Below are 19,973 nucleotides of genomic sequence, written 5' to 3'. Positions count from 1 at the left end.
CGCTTCGCTTCGGTCGAAATGACAGAGAAGGCTGCCTGCGCAGATCGTTTTCCGAATCGTCATCCTGAGCCGCGAGCAACCGGCGAGCGTGTCGAAGGATCTCATCCGCTTCCCACTGCTTCGCATTCGGGGATTCCTCGACGACGGCGCCTTCGCGCCTGCTCGGAATGACGTGCTTTTTTCCAAATTCGTCATCCTGCACCGAAGGTCCGCGTAGAGGCAAAGCCTCATAGCGAGCGAAGTCAAAGGATCGCCATATATCTTACCCGCAACGCCCCGCTTTTATCATTTCGTCATCCTGAACGAAGTGAAGGATCTCGTCCGATTTCTTACCGCTTCGCCTTAGGGAATTCCTCAGTGCGTTCGGAATGACGATCGAAAAAAAACGATCGATTATTCCGATTTACGAAAAATCGCACGGACGGTCGTCCGTGCGGTTTTGTTTTCCGAAAGCATAAGCGCCGCTATCCGCGCTCGTCGCGCTCGCTAAGAGATCAACTTAAATTTTTGTCCCGAATTTCCGAACGAGGTTCCGCCGTCCATAACGGTCGCGTTGACCGTGTATCCATTCGGATACATCGGATTCGCTTTTCCTTTAAAGGTTACTTTCGAGCCGCTTTGCGACCAAGTGCCGCCGACGTCCCAAACCGAGCCTGCGCCGTCATAAACTGCGGCGAATTGATACGTTCCGTCGGCATTGACCTTATAAGCGTTTTTCCCGAGAAAAGCGACGTTTCCGCTCTGCGCTACCGTATAGTCCTGAACGTAGATCCCGGGTTTCAGCTTACTGACGCCGATCCCTCCGCCGTTGATCGCGATCGGAAGGAAGATCATCAAAAGTCCGCCGATCAAAAGGACGAGACCGATGGCGATCATAGGTACTTCGTGCTTTTTATAGGGGAATTTGCCCTTTTGCTGTTCGGCGGGGAGTTTTTTGTATCTTGCGCTCGTGATGACCATAATCGGCACCGCCGCTGCCGCGCCGATCACGGTGATAATGATCCCGAAGATCAAAAGCAAGTTCGCTTGTTTTTCTTCTTTTTGCGTAGCTGTCGCAAGGATCTTCGCGTCGCCGCGCTTGACGTACATGATCGGGCGAACGGCTTCGACGGATTCCACTCTCGCGCACTTTTCGTGCTCGTCGTGGCGATACAGCCTTACGGTATCCTGCCCGAAGTTCTGGAAAGAACTGTTGACCCAATAATAAATATGGTCTTTATTATAGCACCAAGTCGCGCCCTTGACGATCGCGTAATCGGTGGGTCTGCCGTTATTTCCCGCCGCGTCGTAATCCTCGCGGTTGCCGACGGCGATATAGTCGTTTACGATCGTCGATTCGTCATCCGAGCGATAGTCGATCGTGTTTTTATTCGCAAAGACGTAAATGCTCTTTTGCTCCGCCTCGGTAAAAGCGGTGTTCAGGAAATCTCCGTTCAGCCAAGCGCGGATCTCACTGTAACGCCAGCCGTTCGCGGGGGTGTTTTCGGGGACGCCCTCCATCGTGTTATGAAAGGTCGACCAATAGCCGGCGTTTTCGTACTGCGTCAGCCAAGCGTGCGTGTCGAGATAATACTTGGAAACGAGCTTGACGGTGTTATTCCCCTCATCGTCCACCATAACGTTCCATTCGATGGGTTCGAGCTTGAAATAGTAGGTCGCGCCGGGAACGGGCTGCGTTTCGTCGTCAAAGGGGATATAATCCGTATCCGCCGTTTCCGTGTGGAACTGCGGATTTGCGCTCGTCACTTTGACGAACTTATTTTTGCCCGAGGTATAGTAGCCGTTTTCGTCCGGCGTTGCGCTCATTTTCGAGAGTTCATCGTCCGTCGCTTTGGTCTGCGGATAATAGCCGAACCAAACGGAATCGCCCTGCCGCGTCATCGTCGTCTTGGTCGCGGCGAAAGCGATCGACGGAGCCAGCCAAACGCAAAGCACGGACAGCATCAGCACCGCTGCGATCGGAATGATAAATAAAGATTTTTTTCCAATGGTTTTCATAACTCACCTCTCAATTATTTAAGCGCAACGACGAAAACGAGATTCCCGTTCAAATCGCCTTCCTGCACATCAAATTCCGCTCGACCGTAATCTCCGTAATCTGCGGTTAAAACGTTGTTGTTGCGGAAATAGACGCCCAAACACTGATATTCTTCGTTGATCCAATACCAAAAATTCAGAGTTCCGATCTCAACGGGCACCGTCATAGAATCGGGTATTTCGCGGATAATCTCTTGGTTTTCCTTTGAATCGACCCATCTGATCTCGCTGAAAACTCCCGACAGAGAATACTCGTTTTCATCACCGACCAAACCTTGAACGTATATATGCAAATTCCCCGATGTCACGGGAGTATTATCAAAAGTCGCTCGCAGCGTCACGTCCGCGTCGGGCATCGTGAAAACGTACGCGCCGTTTTGCTCTGCGATATCGTTCCAAACGTCGGTTTCATAGGAATATTGCAGCGTGGCAAGATGATAGTTTTCGTCGGGCGTGACGGTCACGGTCACCGTTTCCCCCGCTTCCGCATACGCTTTATCAGCCGCGATCGTTCCGTGTTCGGGATTATTTACGGTGATCGCGTGCGAGCCACTCGGCACTTCTTTGTCTTTTAAGATGACAAGCAAATGTGAGTAGCCGACAGTAAAGGTATAATGTCTGTCGTCAACCTTTGTCGTCGAATTTGTTCTGCTGTCCCAGCGTACGTCTTCGACTTCATAGAGTGGATTGAGATAGGTTATGTTGAGCGTCGCAACGTGTCGTTTTATACGGGTGTTCAATTCAATCGTCTCATTGTCCATCGTGAGCGTATAAGTGATATAGTTTGCGATTTCGTTTTCGTATATTTGATCCAGTTGGTCATTGGCATTGCGCTTTGAGAAATAAACGCCTGCCACTTTTCCGAAGTCACGTCTGTTCATTACGATATTGCAATCGAAAGTAGGCATAACGAAACGGAATCTGTTTTCACCAACCTTTTGAACGTTGACGCGTTCACGGTTGCCCATCTCGTCTTCTACCGATGATTCAACAAAGACGTCTTCGTCTTCATAATACCACCCGTCGGTTGAGAGATCCGCTTCGTTTATTGAAAACTCAACAGTCGTTCCTTCAACCGCATCCGATCTTTCGGTGATTATATATCTACCTCCGCTTCCGCCAAGCGAAACCGAGTGGCGTTTTGAAACAAACGAGACTAAGAAAGTGACGTCGTGATCCGGCATAACGAAAGTCGAAGACTCAACGACTTCCCAATCCAACATACATACATTAAGTTTCCATTCGTTTGCGGGAGCCACGTTGACGGTCACGGTTGTGCCCGCTTGCGCGGTCACGAAAGCTCCTGTCTGCACGGTAGTTGAATCAACGGACACCGTGCCTTCGCCGCTTGTGTCAAAGTTTATGCGATACAACCCTTTGCCGTCGTCCGTGATCTGCTTTTCATTCAAAGTGACGGTCGGTGTCAGCGTGTTCGCTTTGTCTTGTTTATCCGCGGGAACGTCCTGCGCAAAAACGGAAACGTTGATCGTTCCCGACTTCGACGTCGTTATCTCGACTTTCGCGCCGCCGCCCTCCTCACACGCCGCAAACAGGCAAATAAGCGCCGCGACGGCAATCAACAGAATCACAATTTTTTTCATACTCAATTCTCCTCGACGCCCGAGATCGGCGTTTCTTCGATCGGGTGAGCCTCTTCGCTCTCCTTTTCTTCTTCGCGAAGCGCGAACAACGCTTCGTTCGGCTGCTGATTACTCCTCGCCATTTTCATGTATTCGACCAAAAGCTCGTAAGCGACGGGGGTCTGCTCTTTCATCAGTTCGTCGAAAGAAAGCGCGGTTTTTTCGCCCGTGTAGGCGACCCACTCGCGATTCTCGCGGTTCATGTAGTCGATGCGTCCGAGCCCTTCCGCCAAGGGGATATCGGCTTTTACGCTTTCGAGGATCAAAAGAGTCTTGCGGCGATTCAGATAAAGATCCGCCACGTCGTTGATCACGTCGACGTACAGATCCGCGACCTCCTCGAAGACCTCTTTACGGACTTTGAAATCGTCCACGAGGGTCAAAGCTTTTTTCATTCCGAGATAGTCGCGGACGATATGGCGGTCGATCCCGATCTCGATCTCTTTCGCGCTCTTTTTCTCATTCGCGCCGCCGAAATACCCGTTCACGCCGTTCTTCTCGAAGTAGGAGACGAAAGGATCCGCCGCCCGTTCGAGCGCGAAATGCGCGGTAAAACCGAGCATATAGGAAAGCTGACACTTGGAACCGTTTTTGAAAATATGATGCGCCGTAACGCCGAAAAGCTGGATGGGGTCCGCGTCCTTCAAGCGCTCCTTATGCGCCTTTTCCGAAAAAAGATCGGCGCCGAGCGAACCGAGCAAAAAGGCGTCGGGGTATAAGCCCACGATGGCGGAGATCGCGTAGGACGCGTCTTCGACGAGGTTTTGGGAAAAATAATAGTGAGTGAAATGTCGCGGCATAACTATTCTCCGATATAATTGACGATCCTTTCCTTTTCGATCCCTTGCGCCAAGACTTTTTCAAGCGCCGCGGAGAGATCTCCCACGGCGGACAAACGATGCGCGTCCGAATTCAAGACGAAATCCGCGCCGCTGTCGATCAGCGCTTCCCATTCACCGTCCAAATCGGAAAGGTGTTTCGCGTTGAGTTCGACGAGGACGCCCTTCTCGCGGCAAGCCGACGCGACTTGGTACACGTCCACCTTCAAAGAATGGTTGATATGAGCGAGCGCGCGGACGGGGTATCTCTCTATGACGTTCATAAGCGCCCGCGTGTTTCTACGGATCGCTTTTTCGCTCGTCTTAAACATCCCGTTGAAATACGTTACGGCGTAAGCCTCGAAAAAGGACCTTACGTTCTTCGGGATCGCAAACTTATGAAATCCGGCGATCAGATATTCGATCTCGGGGAGCTTCTCGAACGGAACGTCCAGATCTCCGTCGGTCGAAATAATATTCGCTTCCACACCCGCATAGACCTTGATCCCGGTCTTTTCTTCGGCTTCGCGGCAGGCCTTTTTCGCTTTCAGAAATTTTTCGTAACTCATCGTCGGGATATGAAACCCGTGATCGGTGATCGCGATCTCCGAAAGCCCTTTTCGCTGCGCTTCGAAGGCGACTTCGAGGACGGAATCTCTTCCGTCGCTGAACTTTGTGTGGATATGATAATCGCCGAGAAACATTTTTATTCCGCTTGCATGCTGAAACGATAGCCGACGCCTCTGACCGTCTCGATATAATCCATCGGGATCTTATCGCGGATGTGCGTCAGGTGGACGACGACGGTGCCCGCGTCGCCGAAGCTATCCACGCCCCAAACCTTATCGAAGATCGTTTCCTTGCGGAAGACGACGTTCGGATTGCTCGCGAGGAAATAGAGGAGATCGAATTCCTTCGCGGTCAGGAAGACTTCTTCTTTCTTATAGAAGACTCTTCTCGAAAGGGGTTTGATGACGAGGTCTCTGTACTCGATATCCACGCCCTTCTCCTGCACGTTCCCTTTGATCCGCTCGTAGCGGGAAATATGGGCTTTTACGCGCGCGACGAGTTCGGCGGGATCGAAAGGCTTTACGATATAATCGTCCGCGCCGATGCCGAGCCCACGAACCTTATCGATGCTGGCGACTTTCGCCGTTACCATTAGGATCGGGACGTCTTTCTCCTTGCGGAGCGCGCGGCAGATCTCGAAGCCGTCCGTATCCGGGAGCATAATGTCCAGAATGACGAGATCGAAGTCCTCTTTGATCGCGCGTTCTTTGCCCGCGGCGCCGTTGTTTTCGATCACGACCTCGAAGCCGTCGAGCTCCAAGTAGTCGCGCTCGATTTCCGCGATGTTCTTTTCGTCCTCAACAATTAAGATCCTTCTCAATTTCTTTTCCTCCTTTGGGGGATTTTGATGATGATTTTCAAACCGCCGTCGTTTTCGGCGGAAACCGTTCCTTCGTGCGCCGTGATGATCGTCTTTACGATCGAAAGCCCGAGCCCGCTGCCCGTCGTCGGGTTGGTTCGGGAGGGATCGCCCCTGTAATAACTCTCGAAGATATATTTGATCTCGTGCGGAGAGACGCCGGGGCCGTCGTCCGAAATTTCGAGGACGGCTTGACCGTCTTCGGAATAGATCGTGATCCGCGCTTCTCCCTCGGGCTTGGTCTTGTACTTCACGCTGTTATCGAGAATGTTTCGAACGACGCGGAGAAACTGGTCTTTATCGATATCCGCTTCCACGGGATAGGACGGAAAATCGGTAACGACACGGAGACCCTTGGTCGCGTAGATCGGGACGTTGATCGCCGCGAAGTCCTGAATGAGCTTTACGAGATCGCGCTCGCGGAAGCTGTACTCGATCGTGTCGATATCCATTTTCGAGAAATCGTTCAGTTGGTTGACGAGGGTATTCATCGTCAAGGTCGTCTCGTAGATCGTTTTCAGGTAACGCTCGGTTTTCGCGGGCGTGTTCGCGACGCCGTCCATCAAGCCTTTCGTGTAGCCTTGAATCGTCGTCAGCGGGGTTTTGAGGTCGTGGGAAATACCCGCGATGATCTCCCCTCTCTGGCGGTCGAATTCGGACTTCTGATGATCGAGATCCGCGAGCTTTTGCCGCATCATCTCGAATTCGCCGATGACCGCGCCGATCTCGTCTCGCTTGCCGCCGCGAAGCTGATAGGAGTAATTGCCCGCCGCGACTTGCTTCAAACCGCCGCGAAGGACGGTCAGCGGGGGGAAGATCGTGTGGTATTGATAATAGCAGGCGAAAAACACCGCCAATCCGCAGACGAAGATCATGATCGTGATCGCGAGACTGTTGAGGTAATTGAACTTCGCTTCTCTCGACGAGATCTTGACCGCCGCGTAGAATTTACTCCCCGACCTCGATTCGAGGACGACTTTGCTTGAAAAGATGACGATCTTCGGAGTCATCGAAGTACTCGTAAACGTGTAGCCTTTCAGCTCGTAGCCGCCGAATTTTTTCAAAAGATTCCCGTTCAGATCGTAGATCGAAAAACTGTAACCGAGTTGGTCGAGATTATCCGCTTTTTCCTTTTCCGTCAAAGAAGAATCGGTCAAAACGACGGACGCCTGTTCGAGCGCTTCCCGCGTCGTGTCCATAATCGAAAACTTGTTTTTTAACGCATTCGCGAAAAGATTATAGCCGAGAGCGAGAAGCACCATCACGGCGAAAATCAAAATATTCGTTAAAAGCAGCTTTCTTTTTATACTCATTGTTTTACTATTATATCACATCGCGCGTACAGAGCGCAAGACAGTCTTTCAGCTTTCTTCGCCCGGCTCCTCGATGAGCTCGACCTTGGAGAGTTTCTTTTGGATCTGGAAGGTCTTATCCGAAGCGGAATGAATGCCTTCCGCCGCCTTGTCCATATGCTTCTGCGTCGCTTCGAGGAGATCCGCGAAGCGGGTAAATTCGGTGCGGAAAGAAGCTAAAAGCGTCCAGATCTCGCGACTGCGCTTTTGGATCGCGAGAGTCTTGAACCCGACTTGCAAGCTGTTCAGCAGAGCGGCGAGCGTCGTCGGTCCCGCGATCAGGACGTGATACTTTGCGTGAATGGATTCGAGCAGTCCCTGCCGCTTCGTAACTTCCGCGAACAGCCCTTCGATCGGAAGATACATCACCGCGAAATCGGTGGTCTCGGGCGGCTTGACGTACTTTTCCGCGATCGTCTTCGCCTCGTCGCGAATGCGTCTTTCGAGCGCGGCGCCCATGGCGGTGATCAATTCCTTATCGCCGTTTTCGCTCGCGTCCACGAGGCGCTGATAATCTTCGAGCGGGAACTTCGCGTCGATCGGAAGCAGAACTTTTTCCTCGTTTTTACCGGGAAGGACGACGGCGAATTCGACCGCTTCGCGCTTCCTTCCGATCTGCGCGTTGACGACGTATTGCTCGGAGTACAAAACCTCTTCGATCAAGCTTCCGAGGGAGATCTCGCCCCAAACGCCGCGGGTCTTGACGCCGCCGAGGACTTTTTTGAGATCGGTGACGCCCTCGGTCAAATTGCGCATCTCTCCGAGCCCTTCTTTGACTTTGTCAAGCTGCTCTCCGATCAAAGCGAACGATGCGTTCAGTCGCTCGGTCAGCGTGGACTGCATCTTTTCTTCGACGACTTGACGCATCTTTTCAAGCTCCGCCGCGTTCTCCTGCCGAACGTCCGCAAGAGTGCGAACGATGGTCGTCCGCATATTTTCGAGATGCGTCTCGACGTTATTCATAAATTCCTGCTGGCGTTTGTCCTGCCGTTCCGCGTTTTGCGCGATATGATTCATAAATTTTTCGCTGCTCGCGCCTTGGGTATCCGCGACCATTTTGACGGCGTTCAGCGTCGCGTTATTTATGCCGTTGATCGCGCCGTTCAGAGTCTTGATTTGATAATCGCTTTCGCGTCGGACGATCTCCTCGATCTCCCTTTCGCCGACGCCGCTTTCCTTTTTCCTCGCGAGGACAAACAAAAGAACGCCGGTCAGAATCACGTTGATCGATAAAAGAATAATGATCGCAAGTTCCATTTTTATCTCCTTTTCAGTTCTTTCAAGATCTCGGGGATCTGCTTCATCAGGCTCTCTTTATCCCGCTTCGCGCCGAGGATCGCCTGCCTTTCCAACAGCTCGCCGAGGACGGCGGCGCGAAGGTTTTCCTCCACGCCGATCCGAGCGAGATCGCCCCCTCGAACGGGAAGCTGTTTTACGCTCAGGAAGACCCCTTCTTCTTTCATTTGATTTTTGATTTCGATGAGACGATTCGCGAAGACGTTTTCGGTGAAACAGCCAGTCCCCACGCTGTCCGCGTTTTTGATCGCGACGAGATCTTCGAGGTAGTTCCATTCCCGAAGAACGTACAGTCTTTTCTTGTTTTCTCCCGCCTCGCCGTTGAAATCGAACATATGCCAGCGGACGATCTCTTTGACGAACGCGATCTCCTTTTTGGAAAAGCGCAGGCGTTTCATCACGTTTTCCGTGATCGCCGCGCTCTCCACGGCGTGCAGATACATATTCCCGTCCCTGCAAGCGCAAAGCGGTTTCCCGATATCGTGCAAAAGCGCGGCGAGACGCAGCCGAGGCGGCGCGGCGGCGACGGTGTGAAGAGTGTGATAATAGACGTCGTACTTATGGTATTTCGAATTCTGCGTAACGCCGATTCCTTCGGTCAACTCGGGCAGAAAATATTCGTACAATCCGAGCTCGCGCATAAGTTCGAGCGCGCGATAAACCGCCCCGCGGACGCCGTAACGCTCGTCCGCGACGAGGATCTTCATAAATTCTTCGCGGATCCTTTCGGGGGAAATATCCGCGAGAAGAGGCGCGAATTTTTTCGCCGCCGCGAAGGTTTTTTCTTCGATCTCGAATCCCAAAGAAGCGGCGAAACGGACGAGGCGAAGCAGTCGCAGCCCGTCTTCCGAAAACACTTTTTCGGGTTCGCGCGTCGTTCGGATTACTTTGTTTTTCAGATCGTCCATCCCGCCCGTCGGATCGAAAAGCGCGCCGTCCGAAAGCCTTTTATACAAGGCGTTCACCGTAAAATCGCGGCGAAACGCGTCCTCTTCGAGGGTCTCCACGAAGGTAACTTCCGAAGGAGTGTGCCGCCCGGAAGAGATCGGATAGCTGTCTCTGCGGAAGCGCGTGTACTCGCAGAACTCATTCCCCATCGAGATCTTGACCGTTCCGATCCTCGGATTTACGTCCTTAAACGCAAAAAGCCCGCAGAGCTTTTTTTCCAGCTCTTCGGGTGCGAGGGGACCGCAAAGATCGACGTCGGACACGGGATAGGACAGAAGTTCGTCCCGAACGGCGCCACCGACCAAGTACAGCGGAGCTTTATCTTTCAGCAGGGAAAGGATCGCCATCGGGGAAAATCACCCCCCGATGATTTTAACGGTATAAACGTCCTCAGTGTTTTCGTCTACCTTGACTTTTTGGGAAATCTCCACGCCGCAGATCACGTAGACCTCTTTTCCGCAGGCGATCAAAGGCAGATCGGCGCGGTCGCGGTTCGGATATTTGATATTCGTAAGATAATTGCCGAGCGTCTTGGTGAAGCCGCCGAACGTCGTAAAGACGTCGCCCTCGCGGCGATTGCGGATGACCGCGCCGGCGGGGATCTTTTTCGGATCGAAGCGCAAACCGACGCCGCGATAATCGTCGATCACGAGTTTGCGCCCGTCGGGAAGAAGGGTCTCGCCTTTCTCAAAGGGGATCTCGTACGGCTCCGACTCGACCGCGCGCATAATGACGAGATGCCCGGGCGCTTTCAAAGCGATGAGCCCCTGCGACAGGCTGACTTCTTTTCCGGTCTCTTTATTGAGGAGAGACAGGACGTCCAAAAGGTTACATTGCTCGAAATCCAAAGCGAAGCCCTGCTCGATCATCGCCTTTCGGATGCTGTGGCGGACGAGCGCGGGATGCGCCGAATTCAAAGCGTCGATCGAGAAGACGATCCTCGATTTGTCGTCCACCTCGTACGGCACGGCGACGCTGTCCATAAACGAGACGGCTTCCTTCGCCGCTCCGGTCAATCTCTCGATGCTCTTTCTGTATTGCGGAAACATTTTTTCGACGACGGGGAAAACCTCGTGACGGATAAAGTTCCGAGTGTATTCCAAGTTATAGTTCGTGCTGTCCTCGACGTGGGGGACGGCGTTTGCCTCGGCGTACTCGCTGATTTCCGCGCGGCTCAAAGAGAGCATCGGGCGGATATACTTCCCGCTTCTCGCGCTCGGGATCCCTTCGAGACCCTTGATGCCCGTTCCGCGGAAGATACGCATAAGGACGGTTTCGCATTGATCGTCCAACTGGTGGGCGGTCGCGATTTTGGTGACGACGCCTTTTTTCAAAAGCTCGTCGAAATATTGATATCTGAGTTCGCGCGCGGCTTGCTCCAAGCCGATCAAATGCTCTTTCGCATAAGAAGGGACGTCCACCTGCGTGGAACAGACGGGGATATCGTGCTTTTCGCAGAAATCGAGGACGAAGGCTTGATCGTCCGCGCTTTCTTTGCCGCGGATTCCGTGCTCGACGTGGATCGCGACGACGTTGATCATCAAGCTGTTTTTGGCGTCGTTCAAATAATGCAGAAGGCTCATACTGTCCCTTCCGCCGGAAACCGCCACGCCGATCGTGTCTCCTCTCTCGAATAACGCTGTGTTGATCTGCATAAATTCTCCTTCAAGCGAACGCGCTTTTATCGAATAAAACGCCCGCGACGAAAAACGCAGGCGCAAAAATACGGATTTCGAAACGATCCCGCAAGACCCCCTCGCGGGAAAACCACCGGCGCGAACGCCGGTGGCAAAACGCTTTTATTCCTCCGAGATCGCGCCGACCGGGCAACCGCCTTCGCAAGCGCCGCAATCGATGCATTGATCTTTATCGACGGCGTACTTTCCGTCTCCTTCCGAAATCGCGCCGACCGGGCAGGTCGCGCTGCAAGCACCGCACATAATACATTCGTCACTGATAAGTCTGGGCATAGTTTTATTCTCCTTTTTACAAATAATCGCACCCTTATCGGGTTCTCCGTTTATTATAGCATAACCGCGTTGCGTTTTCAATAAGTTAACGAAAATATTTTGTCTTTTCGACGCAAAACGCGAGCGTTACGAGCGCAGTTTTCCTTTCAAAGTAAAGTCTTCGAATCCGTTTTGGCGAAGCGCCTCGTAAAGGACGATCGCGACGCTGTTCGAGAGGTTCAGAGAGCGAAGCTCTCCCCACATCGGGATGCGGACGGTTTTGTCGTAATTCTTTTTAAGAATCGCTTCGTCGATCCCTTTCGTTTCTTTGCCGAACAGGATGAAATCGCCGTCCTTATAGGAAACGTCCGAATAGACCTTCGCCGCCTTGGTGGACGCGTAGTACATTTCCGCGCCCGCCTTAACCGCGCTTTCGTTCTTCTCGTAAAAATCTGCGAGCGAGGGATAGACCTTGACGGTGACTTTGTCCCAATAGTCAAGCCCCGCGCGCCGAACGGACTTTTCGTCGATCGAAAAGCCGAGCGGCTCAATCAAGTGAAGGACGCTGTTCGTGGCGGCGCAGGTTCTGGCGATATTGCCCGTGTTTTGGGGGATTTCGGGTTCGATCAAGACGACGTTGAACATATTATTTTTTATCCTCGAAAACGGCGGGCATCGTCATCTTGTGAAGCGACGCGGCGTGATAGCGTTTGATGATCGCTTCCGCTTCCGCCGAAACGGGTTCTCCCGCGAGATATGCGTCGATCTCCTTATAGGTGACGCCCATTTCTTTTTCATCCGTCTGCCCTTCGAAAAGCCCCGCGGAGGGCGCTTTCTTGACGACGTGTTCGGGCGCGCCGAGGAAAGCGAGGAATTCGAAGATCTCGCTCGCGGTCAGATCGGCAATCGGATTGAAATCGCAAGCGCCGTCGCCGTACTTGGTGAAATAGCCCATATAACGTTCGCTCGCGTTGCCCGTTCCCGCCACGAGGTAGCCTTTCTCCGCGCCGATGGCGTACAAGGTCGTCATGCGAAGGCGAGGCGCGATATTCGCGAGCGCCGCATTCTTTTCGAGAGGAATGCCGAGGGATGCGATCAAGGTTTCTCTGACTTTCGTCAGATCGACCGTCAGGCAAGGGACGCCGTACTTCTCCGCGACCTTCTTCGCGTCTTCGAGGTCCTCTCCGAAATTGCGTTTGGACGAGCAGGGCATCATCACGCCGAGGACGTTCTCCGTGGCGGACGAACAAAGGGCGGCAACGAGCGCGCTGTCCTTCCCGCCGCTGTTTCCGAAAATCACGCCTTTCGCGCCGCTCTTTTTCAGCATTTCACGAATGAATTCGACTCTTTTTTCCTTTTCTTCTTGCCAGTTTCTCATCTTTTTTCCTCCGTTAAAATCGGTTTAAGGATAGTATAACACGATTAAAACGACGATAAAAACCAAAACGACTCGATTTTGTTGTAATTGCTCAATAAAATTTATTATAATAGAAAACGAGGTACTTGATTTATGAGCAAATTCTATCTTCCCGAAAACTACAAAAGCATTCTCGGCGTGTACGACACGCAGGTCGCGATCGGCGTCTTAAAGCGCGCGTTCGAAGACAAGCTTTCCGCAAGCCTGAACCTGATCCGCGTTTCCGCGCCCCTCTTCGTCGATCCGAAAACGGGATTGAACGACGATCTGAACGGCGTCGAGCGCGCCGTCAATTTCGATATCAAGGAGACGGGAAACGAAGCGCATATCGTCCATTCCCTCGCGAAATGGAAGCGCCAAGCTTTGAAAAAATACGGATTCCCCGTCGGACAGGGACTTTACACCGATATGAACGCAATCCGTCGCGACGAGGAAATGGATAACCTTCACTCGATCTACGTCGATCAATGGGACTGGGAAAAGGTCATCTCCCGCGAAGATCGCAACGAGACCTTCCTGAAAAACGAAGTCCGCAAGATCGTCGCCGCCATTGCGGACACGAAAGAGATCATGAACGCGAAATATCCTTCGCTCAAAACCAAGCTCTGCCGCGAAGTCGCTTTCGTTACGACCCAGCAACTCGAAGACCTTTATCCCGACTTTTCGCCGAAAGAGAGAGAGGACGCCTTCCTCGCCGAATACAAGACGGCGTTCGTCATGCAGATCGGCGACAAATTGAAGAGCGGCGAGAAACACGACGGTCGCGCCCCGGATTACGACGATTGGGCGCTGAACGGCGATATCCTCTTTTACAACGAAGTCCTCGGAAAAGCCTTCGAAGTCTCTTCGATGGGCATTCGCGTGGACGAAAAGAGCATGGACGAACAGCTCAGAAAGGCGGGCGCGGATAATCGCCGCAACCTTCCCTTCCATAAAGCCGTGCTGTCGGGCGAACTTCCGCTGACGATGGGCGGCGGGATCGGACAATCGCGCCTTTCGATGCTCCTTCTCGAAAAAGCGCATATCGGCGAAGTTCAGGTTTCCCTGTGGGACGACGACACGTTAACGCAGGCGAAGAAGAACGGCATAGTTATCTTATAAGAATTTCTTCAACCCAAGGAGGAAGTATGGAAAAGATCCCCGAGATTTTCGGAAACGCGGTGTTCGGCGACGACGAAATGCGCGCCCGCCTCCCCAAAGACGTCTACGATTCTCTGAAAGCGACCGCCGCAAGCGGCGCGAGGCTCCAAGGCGACGTGGCGAGCGTGGTGGCGGAAAAAATGAAAGATTGGGCGACCGAGCACGGCGCGACCCACTACACGCATTGGTTCCAACCTATGACGAACATTACCGCCGAGAAGCACGACAGCTTCATTTCTCCCGTCAAAGGCGGCGAAGAAGTCATTATGGAATTCTCCGGCAAAGAGCTTTCTTACGGCGAACCGGACGCGAGCAGTCTCCCGAACGGCGGTCTTCGCAGCACCTTCGAGGCGCGCGGCTACACGGCGTGGGATCCCTCTTCCTATGCGTTCGTCAAGGACGGGACTCTTTATATCCCGAGCGTCTTCTGCTCCTATTCGGGCGAGGCCTTGGACAAAAAGACCCCCCTTCTCCGCTCGATCCAAGCCATCGGCAAGCAAGCGGCGAGGATCCTCTCCCTTTTCGGAAACGCAAGCGGCAGTTCCGCGACTCCGACCGTAGGCGCGGAGCAGGAATACTTCCTGATCGATAAAAATCTTTATCTGAAACGCCCCGATCTCATCACCTGCGGCAGGACGCTTTTCGGCGCGCCGCCGACCAAGGGGCAAGAGCTTCACGATCACTATTTCGGAGCGATCAAACCGCGCGTGATGAGCTTTATGTCCGATCTCGATAAAGAACTTTGGAAACTCGGCGTCCTCGCCAAGACCAAGCATAACGAAGCCGCGCCCTCGCAGCACGAACTCGCTCCGCTCTTTACGGGCGCGAACCGCGCGACCGATCATAACCAACTGACGATGTCCGTTATGCGCGCGATCGCGGAAAAACACGGGCTCGTCTGCCTGCTCCACGAAAAGCCCTTCAAAGGGGTCAATGGAAGCGGAAAACACAATAACTGGTCCCTTTCGTCCGACACGGGCGTAAACCTCTTCGAACCGGGCGAGACCCCCTCGGAAAACGCGCAGTTCCTGCTCTTCCTGACCGCCGTCATCAAAGCGGTCGACGAGCATCAAGATCTTCTCCGCATCAGCGTAGCGAGCGCGAGTAACGATCACCGTCTCGGCGCAAACGAAGCACCGCCCGCCATCGTCAGCGTCTCCCTCGGCGAAGAACTGACCGACGTTTTGCGCGCGGTCGAGCAAGGCGTCACCTATAAAGGGCGCAAAAAAGTGCAGCTCGAAATCGGCGCGGACGTCCTCCCGCGCATTCCGAAAGCGACGACCGATCGCAACCGCACGAGTCCTTTTGCGTTTACGGGCAATAAATTCGAATTTCGTATGCCGGGCAGCAGCCTTTCGGTCTCGGGTCCGAACATCGTCCTGAACACGATCGTCGCGGACGCGCTGGACGAATTCGCGACCGAACTCGAAGGCAGCGAGAACTTCAAAGCCGACCTCAATAATCTGATCCGTCGCGAGATCGTAAAGCATAAACGCGTCGTCTTCAACGGCGACGGGTACAGCAAAGAATGGGAAGAAGAAGCGGAACGCCGCGGTCTTTTGAATCTCAGGACGACGGCGGACGCTCTGCCCTATTTCGTTCACGAAGAGAACATCGCGCTGTTTGAAAAACACAAAGTCTTTACCGAAGCCGAGCTTCGCTCCCGCTACGAGATCCTGCTCGAAAACTATTCGACCTCCGTTTTGATCGAATCCTTGACGCTGCTTGAAATGGCGCGCCATAACGTCGTCCCCGCCGCGGAAGCCTACGAGAACGAACTTTGCGACGTCATCATGAAAAAGACCGCGATCCTCGGCGAACAATCCGCCGCGCTCGAAAAGAAGACCTTGCAAAAGGTTTCCGATCTGAATGAAAAACTTGCCGACCTCATCGACAAACTGACCGACGAGACCGACAAAGCGAAAAAACTTTCTTCTCTTGAAAAAGCGACCTACTCGAAAGACAACGTCCTTCCCGAGATGGAAAAGACCCGCGAGATCATCGACGCGCTCGAAATCATCGTGGACGCATCCTTCTGGCGCTTCCCGACTTATAACGATCTGTTATACTCGGTGAACTGAGCGTTTATCGGACTACGAAAAAAGAGCGTTTTGCCTTTTCGCAAAACGCTCTTTTTCTTTCTGTTATTTTATTCGAAGAACAGCGGCAGGTATTGCAGGAAAATGACGTCCTTTCTCTTCGCCGCGTCGCCTTCCGCGAGGACGAAGGCTTTCCCGACCGTCTTTCCTTCCGCGTGGGAAAGAAGCTGCTCCAAAGCGTTCAGGGATTCGCCGGTCGAGACGACGTCGTCCACGATCAAGACGCGCTTTCCTTTAAGGCTGCTCAATTCGGTCTTATCGAGATAGAGCTCCTGCATTTTCGCCGTCGTTATGGATTTGACTTCCACGCGCACGGGATCTTTCATATAGAGTTTCGGACCCTTTCTCGCGACGAGGTAACTCGTCCCCGCCTGCTTCGCCATTTCGTACGCGAGGGGGATTCCCTTGGATTCCGCCGTCAGGATCACGTCGAACGCGGGGCATTTTTCAAGAAGCGCCGTCGCGGCTTTTACGGTTAATTCGACGTCCGAAAACATAACGAACGCGCCGATATACAAATTCTCGCCCGCTTTGCAGATCGGAAGATTTCTCTTCAAACCCGCGATCTCGATCTCATAAAACTCTTTCATATCATTCCTCCGTTAATTCCAAAACGCAAACGTCTTTCAAATTGCGATAGCGACCGTCGAAATCCAGCCCATAGCCGACGACGAACTCATCCGGGATCTCGAAGCCGACGTAATCTCCCTTGAATTCGAGCTTGCGGCGGCTCGGCTTATCGAGGATCGTGCAAACCCGAATGGATTTCGGTTGCCTTTGTTCGAGCACTCTTTTTAAGAAGGAAAGCGTGCAACCGCTGTCGATGATATCTTCGACGATGATGACGTTCTTTCCGGCAATCGGGTGATTGACGTCTTTCAAAATTTTGACTTCCCCGCTCGAAACCGTTCCGCTGCCGTAGCTCGAAACGGACATAAACTCGAATTTAACGGTGAGATCGAGCTCCCTTACGAGATCGGCAAAGAAAATCGACGCACCGCTCAAAATACAGATCAGCGTGACTTCCTCGCCCGCATAGTCTTTCGAAATGCGCTCGGCAAGCTCTTTGACTCTCTTTTTCAGATCTTTTTCTTCAATCAGCGTTTTCGTGATCCTTTCCACAAGGCACCTCCTGCGATTACCTTGTTTATAATAGTACACGCGCGCGAATTTTGTCAAATAAATAAACGATTGCGCCGTCCCTTATCAAAAACGCGCGACGGCGGCGATCCGAAGATGACAACAAGCAAGGAAAACCCTTTTGGAAAAGTGATTCAAGCCCCTCTCAATCCGTCTTTTGCCCTTTACAAGATTTTTAAAAACAACCGTTTACTCTTAATTTTCTCTCACTTTTCTTAATAAATGAGAGAAAAAAATGGGATGTCATTGTTACATATCATTGATTTTTCAAAAATTGTAATATATATGTATACACTTTTTTCAAAAATCAGTTGACAGAATGTTTTACGTCCGTGATAAAATAATATTGAGGTGAAAAGCATATGAAACTTGGTGAAGCAATTGAACAAATTCTTGTTGAAAGCGGACTCTCGATTTCCGCTTTCTCCCGTCAAGTCGGCTACTCCCGTCAATACATCTATGAACTTCTGAAAAGCAAAGACACGGGTTTCTGCCGCAAGATCCAACTGGACACGCTCCGTAAAATTTGCGACGCGACCGGGTACAGCTTGGAGAAACTGCTCGCGGATATCGAATATATCCCGAAGCCCAAAACGGAATTCGATCCGAACACCGTCGTCATTATCGGCAAGAACGGAGAGAAGACCTATTACACGCTTTCGGAAAAGGACGCCGTTTTGATCGAGCAACTCGCGAAGAGTTTGCACAAAGTGGCGGACTTGAAAGAGAGTAAGTAAACTCTTTTCCCGAAAGCACCTCCTCCTTAAAAGAACAAGGCGCGGAACTTTTTCCGCGCCTTGTTCTTTTCTTCTTTTCGGACAGCCAGCCGCTTTATCCGCGCGACGGGTTTTTCCGAACGTATTCGTCCAAAATATCCGCCGCAAGCCCGACGAGATCGACGCAAGGACGCTTTTTATAGTATTCCTCGGTTCGAGGTTCGGGAACGGATCGGACGGCGGAGCGATCGCCGAGAAGTTCCCTGCAAACGATCGAACCGTTTTTCTCTCGAAATGCGCCCGCAAGTTCCTGCACGAGCGCGTAATGCTTCGCCGACGCGCCGAGAACCGACGGATCGTCATAGCCGTATAAAATCCCCGCCACGATCGCCATTCCGCTGACCGCGCCGCAGACCTCGCGCATTCGCCCGAGCCCTCCCCCGAAGGAAGAAGCGAGCCGCGCGCTTTCTTTTTCCGTTAAGCCCGTATAATCGCAAAAGGCCATAACCACGGATTGCGCGCAGTTATAGCCCTTTTTGAAGTTTGCTTGTGCGATTTCCCTATGCGACATTTCAGCGGATCTGATTATAAATGTCGATGAGTTCTTTTTCCGAGAAGATCTTCGGAACGGGATAGAGGGGGTTCGTCTCGTCGAACGCGTGTTTCGCGAGCGCGGGCAGATCCTCTTCTTTGATCTCCCATTTGCCTTCGATCTTGGTGGGGATCGCCATCTTTTTGTTGAGTTCTTCGATCGCCTTGATGAACTTATTCGCTTTTTCCGCAGCGGTCGCGCCCGTTATGCCGACGAGATCCGCAAGCTCCGCAAGTTTCTTATGCGCGGAAGAACCGTACGCGCGGAGGACGACGGGGAGCAAGACCGCGTTCGCAAGTCCGTGCGGAACGCCGTAATAACCGCCGATCGCATGCGCGAGGGAGTGGACGGTTCCGACGTAAGCGCGCGTAAACGCGAGACCCGCGCGGTAAGACGCGTTTTGCATATTCAAACGCGCAAGTTCGTTATGCGGCTCGGCGTACGCCGTGTAGAGATTTTCAAAGACGAGTTTGACCGCGATCCTCGCGTTCTCCTTGGTGCGCTTGGTGTTTGCGCTGCCGATATAGGCTTCAACCGCGTGGGTCAAAGTGTCGAGACCGGTCGTCGAAGTGACGTGCGGCGGGAGGTTATAGGTCAAGGTCGGATCGAGGACGGCGTAATGCGGGATCAAGTGCAGATCGTTCATCGTGTACTTATCGCGCATCTCGGGGTTGGAGATAACGGCGGTGACCGTTACTTCGCTGCCCGTGCCCGCCGTCGTCGGGACGGCGAACAGCGTCGGGATGTTCTTTCCGACTCTCAAAAGACCTTTCATATCCGCAAGCGTCCTGTTCGGGCAAGCGGCTTGCGCGCCGCAGCCCTTGGCGCAGTCCATCGAGGAACCGCCGCCGACGGCGATCAAGCAGTCGCAGCCGTCGTCCACGAACATTTTGTACGCCGCGGCGACGTTATGCACGGTCGGGTTGGGAACGGCTTCCCCGTAAATCGAGTACGGCATTCCGAGCTTATCCATCTCGTCCGTCAAAGGCGCGTAGATGCGAATGCTGTGAAGGAATCCGTCCGTTACGATCAAAGGATGTTTCAAACCGAGCTCTTGAAGCTTCGCGGCTACGTCTTTCAGGCACCCCGCCCCCGTGATGAGTTCGGGTTCGCGCCACGGCATTAAAGACAAGCCGACGTACATAAACTTTTGAAACACTCTGCAATACAGTTTGCATTTGTTGATACCCATACCGAAAAATCTCCTTAAAATATGTTAGTAAGTATTATACATCACCGCGCGCGCTTTGTCAATAACACCCGAAGCGATTCAATCGAATCGACTGAAACAAAGACGGAAAAGCATTGAAAATAGCAGGCACATAAAGAATTCCTTTAACGGCTTTGGAGATCGATGCAAATGCGAGGCTCGACGAAAAAGCACACGGGCGCGTACTCCT

19 protein-coding genes are annotated in these 19,973 nt (G+C 52.7%); 3 read left to right on the top strand and 16 right to left on the bottom strand.

Going from position 1 to position 19,973, the window contains the following annotated elements; all coding sequences use genetic code 11:
• Positions 1 to 486: 486 nt before the first annotated feature.
• The 12 genes from K5753_04490 to nadE form a co-directional block, all read right to left on the bottom strand.
• Entirely contained in the window at positions 487 to 1,998 is a 1,512-nt protein-coding gene (locus K5753_04490) for a DUF6273 domain-containing protein (protein MCR4726461.1), read from the bottom strand.
• A 14-nt stretch (positions 1,999 to 2,012) separates the two neighbouring features.
• A complete protein-coding gene (locus K5753_04485) occupies positions 2,013 to 3,638 on the bottom strand; it encodes a hypothetical protein (GenBank protein MCR4726460.1) in 1,626 nt (541 codons plus the stop codon).
• A 2-nt stretch (positions 3,639 to 3,640) separates the two neighbouring features.
• Entirely contained in the window at positions 3,641 to 4,477 is an 837-nt protein-coding gene (locus K5753_04480) for a zinc dependent phospholipase C family protein (protein ID MCR4726459.1), read from the bottom strand.
• 2 nt (positions 4,478 to 4,479) lie between these two features.
• On the bottom strand, positions 4,480 to 5,199 hold the full coding sequence (locus tag K5753_04475; protein MCR4726458.1) for a PHP domain-containing protein: 720 nt from the start codon (positions 5,197 to 5,199) through the stop codon (positions 4,480 to 4,482).
• Between the two features lie 2 nt (positions 5,200 to 5,201).
• Positions 5,202 to 5,885: a response regulator transcription factor gene (locus tag K5753_04470; protein ID MCR4726457.1), complete on the bottom strand. Its 684-nt coding sequence runs from the start codon at positions 5,883 to 5,885 to the stop codon at positions 5,202 to 5,204.
• Positions 5,882 to 7,237 (bottom strand): HAMP domain-containing histidine kinase, encoded by a 1,356-nt coding sequence (locus K5753_04465; GenBank protein ID MCR4726456.1) that lies wholly within the window; start codon positions 7,235 to 7,237, stop codon positions 5,882 to 5,884. The genes K5753_04470 and K5753_04465 overlap by 4 nt, the downstream gene beginning before the upstream one ends.
• Before the next feature lie 48 nt (positions 7,238 to 7,285).
• Entirely contained in the window at positions 7,286 to 8,533 is a 1,248-nt protein-coding gene (gene rmuC, locus K5753_04460; protein MCR4726455.1) for a DNA recombination protein RmuC, read from the bottom strand.
• Positions 8,534 to 8,535: 2 nt separating this feature from the next.
• Positions 8,536 to 9,867, bottom strand: coding sequence for a CCA tRNA nucleotidyltransferase (locus tag K5753_04455; protein ID MCR4726454.1), 1,332 nt, complete (start codon positions 9,865 to 9,867; stop codon positions 8,536 to 8,538).
• A gap of 9 nt (positions 9,868 to 9,876) precedes the next feature.
• On the bottom strand, positions 9,877 to 11,175 hold the full coding sequence (tilS, locus tag K5753_04450; protein ID MCR4726453.1) for a tRNA lysidine(34) synthetase TilS: 1,299 nt from the start codon (positions 11,173 to 11,175) through the stop codon (positions 9,877 to 9,879).
• A 144-nt stretch (positions 11,176 to 11,319) separates the two neighbouring features.
• Positions 11,320 to 11,490 carry a 4Fe-4S binding protein gene (locus K5753_04445; protein ID MCR4726452.1) on the bottom strand — a complete coding sequence of 57 codons (171 nt, stop codon included), beginning with the start codon at positions 11,488 to 11,490 and terminating at the stop codon, positions 11,320 to 11,322.
• Positions 11,491 to 11,616: 126 nt separating this feature from the next.
• On the bottom strand, positions 11,617 to 12,114 hold the full coding sequence (locus K5753_04440; GenBank protein ID MCR4726451.1) for a tRNA (cytidine(34)-2'-O)-methyltransferase: 498 nt from the start codon (positions 12,112 to 12,114) through the stop codon (positions 11,617 to 11,619).
• A 1-nt stretch (position 12,115) separates the two neighbouring features.
• On the bottom strand, positions 12,116 to 12,847 hold the full coding sequence (nadE, locus tag K5753_04435; protein MCR4726450.1) for an NAD(+) synthase: 732 nt from the start codon (positions 12,845 to 12,847) through the stop codon (positions 12,116 to 12,118).
• A 132-nt stretch (positions 12,848 to 12,979) separates the two neighbouring features.
• On the opposite strand from nadE, the gene asnA reads away from it, so the two are divergent.
• Both asnA and K5753_04425 read left to right on the top strand, forming a co-directional pair.
• Positions 12,980 to 13,987 (top strand): aspartate--ammonia ligase, encoded by a 1,008-nt coding sequence (gene asnA, locus K5753_04430; protein ID MCR4726449.1) that lies wholly within the window; start codon positions 12,980 to 12,982, stop codon positions 13,985 to 13,987.
• 26 nt (positions 13,988 to 14,013) lie between these two features.
• On the top strand, positions 14,014 to 16,107 hold the full coding sequence (locus tag K5753_04425) for a glutamine synthetase III (protein ID MCR4726448.1): 2,094 nt from the start codon (positions 14,014 to 14,016) through the stop codon (positions 16,105 to 16,107).
• 68 nt (positions 16,108 to 16,175) lie between these two features.
• Here K5753_04425 and K5753_04420 read toward each other — a convergent pair whose 3' ends face one another.
• Positions 16,176 to 16,715 carry an adenine phosphoribosyltransferase gene (locus tag K5753_04420; GenBank protein ID MCR4726447.1) on the bottom strand — a complete coding sequence of 180 codons (540 nt, stop codon included), beginning with the start codon at positions 16,713 to 16,715 and terminating at the stop codon, positions 16,176 to 16,178.
• Position 16,716: 1 nt separating this feature from the next.
• On the bottom strand, positions 16,717 to 17,247 hold the full coding sequence (gene hpt / locus K5753_04415) for a hypoxanthine phosphoribosyltransferase (GenBank protein MCR4726446.1): 531 nt from the start codon (positions 17,245 to 17,247) through the stop codon (positions 16,717 to 16,719).
• Positions 17,248 to 17,627: 380 nt separating this feature from the next.
• Here hpt and K5753_04410 point away from each other — a divergent pair, with 380 nt between their 5' ends.
• On the top strand, positions 17,628 to 18,002 hold the full coding sequence (locus tag K5753_04410) for a helix-turn-helix domain-containing protein (GenBank protein MCR4726445.1): 375 nt from the start codon (positions 17,628 to 17,630) through the stop codon (positions 18,000 to 18,002).
• Between the two features lie 94 nt (positions 18,003 to 18,096).
• Here K5753_04410 and K5753_04405 read toward each other — a convergent pair whose 3' ends face one another.
• Together K5753_04405 and K5753_04400 are read right to left on the bottom strand one after the other, a co-directional pair.
• Positions 18,097 to 18,552, bottom strand: a complete 456-nt coding sequence (locus K5753_04405; protein MCR4726444.1) for a C-GCAxxG-C-C family protein — start codon at positions 18,550 to 18,552, stop codon at positions 18,097 to 18,099.
• A 1-nt stretch (position 18,553) separates the two neighbouring features.
• Entirely contained in the window at positions 18,554 to 19,717 is a 1,164-nt protein-coding gene (locus tag K5753_04400; GenBank protein MCR4726443.1) for an iron-containing alcohol dehydrogenase, read from the bottom strand.
• Positions 19,718 to 19,973 lie beyond the last annotated feature (256 nt).

The organism is Clostridia bacterium (assembly GCA_024685775.1).
Classification (GTDB): Bacteria; Bacillota; Clostridia; order Christensenellales; family CAG-1252; genus CAG-1252.
Note: the sequence above shows the minus strand (reverse complement) of the source record. Positions and strands in the feature narration are given on the sequence as shown.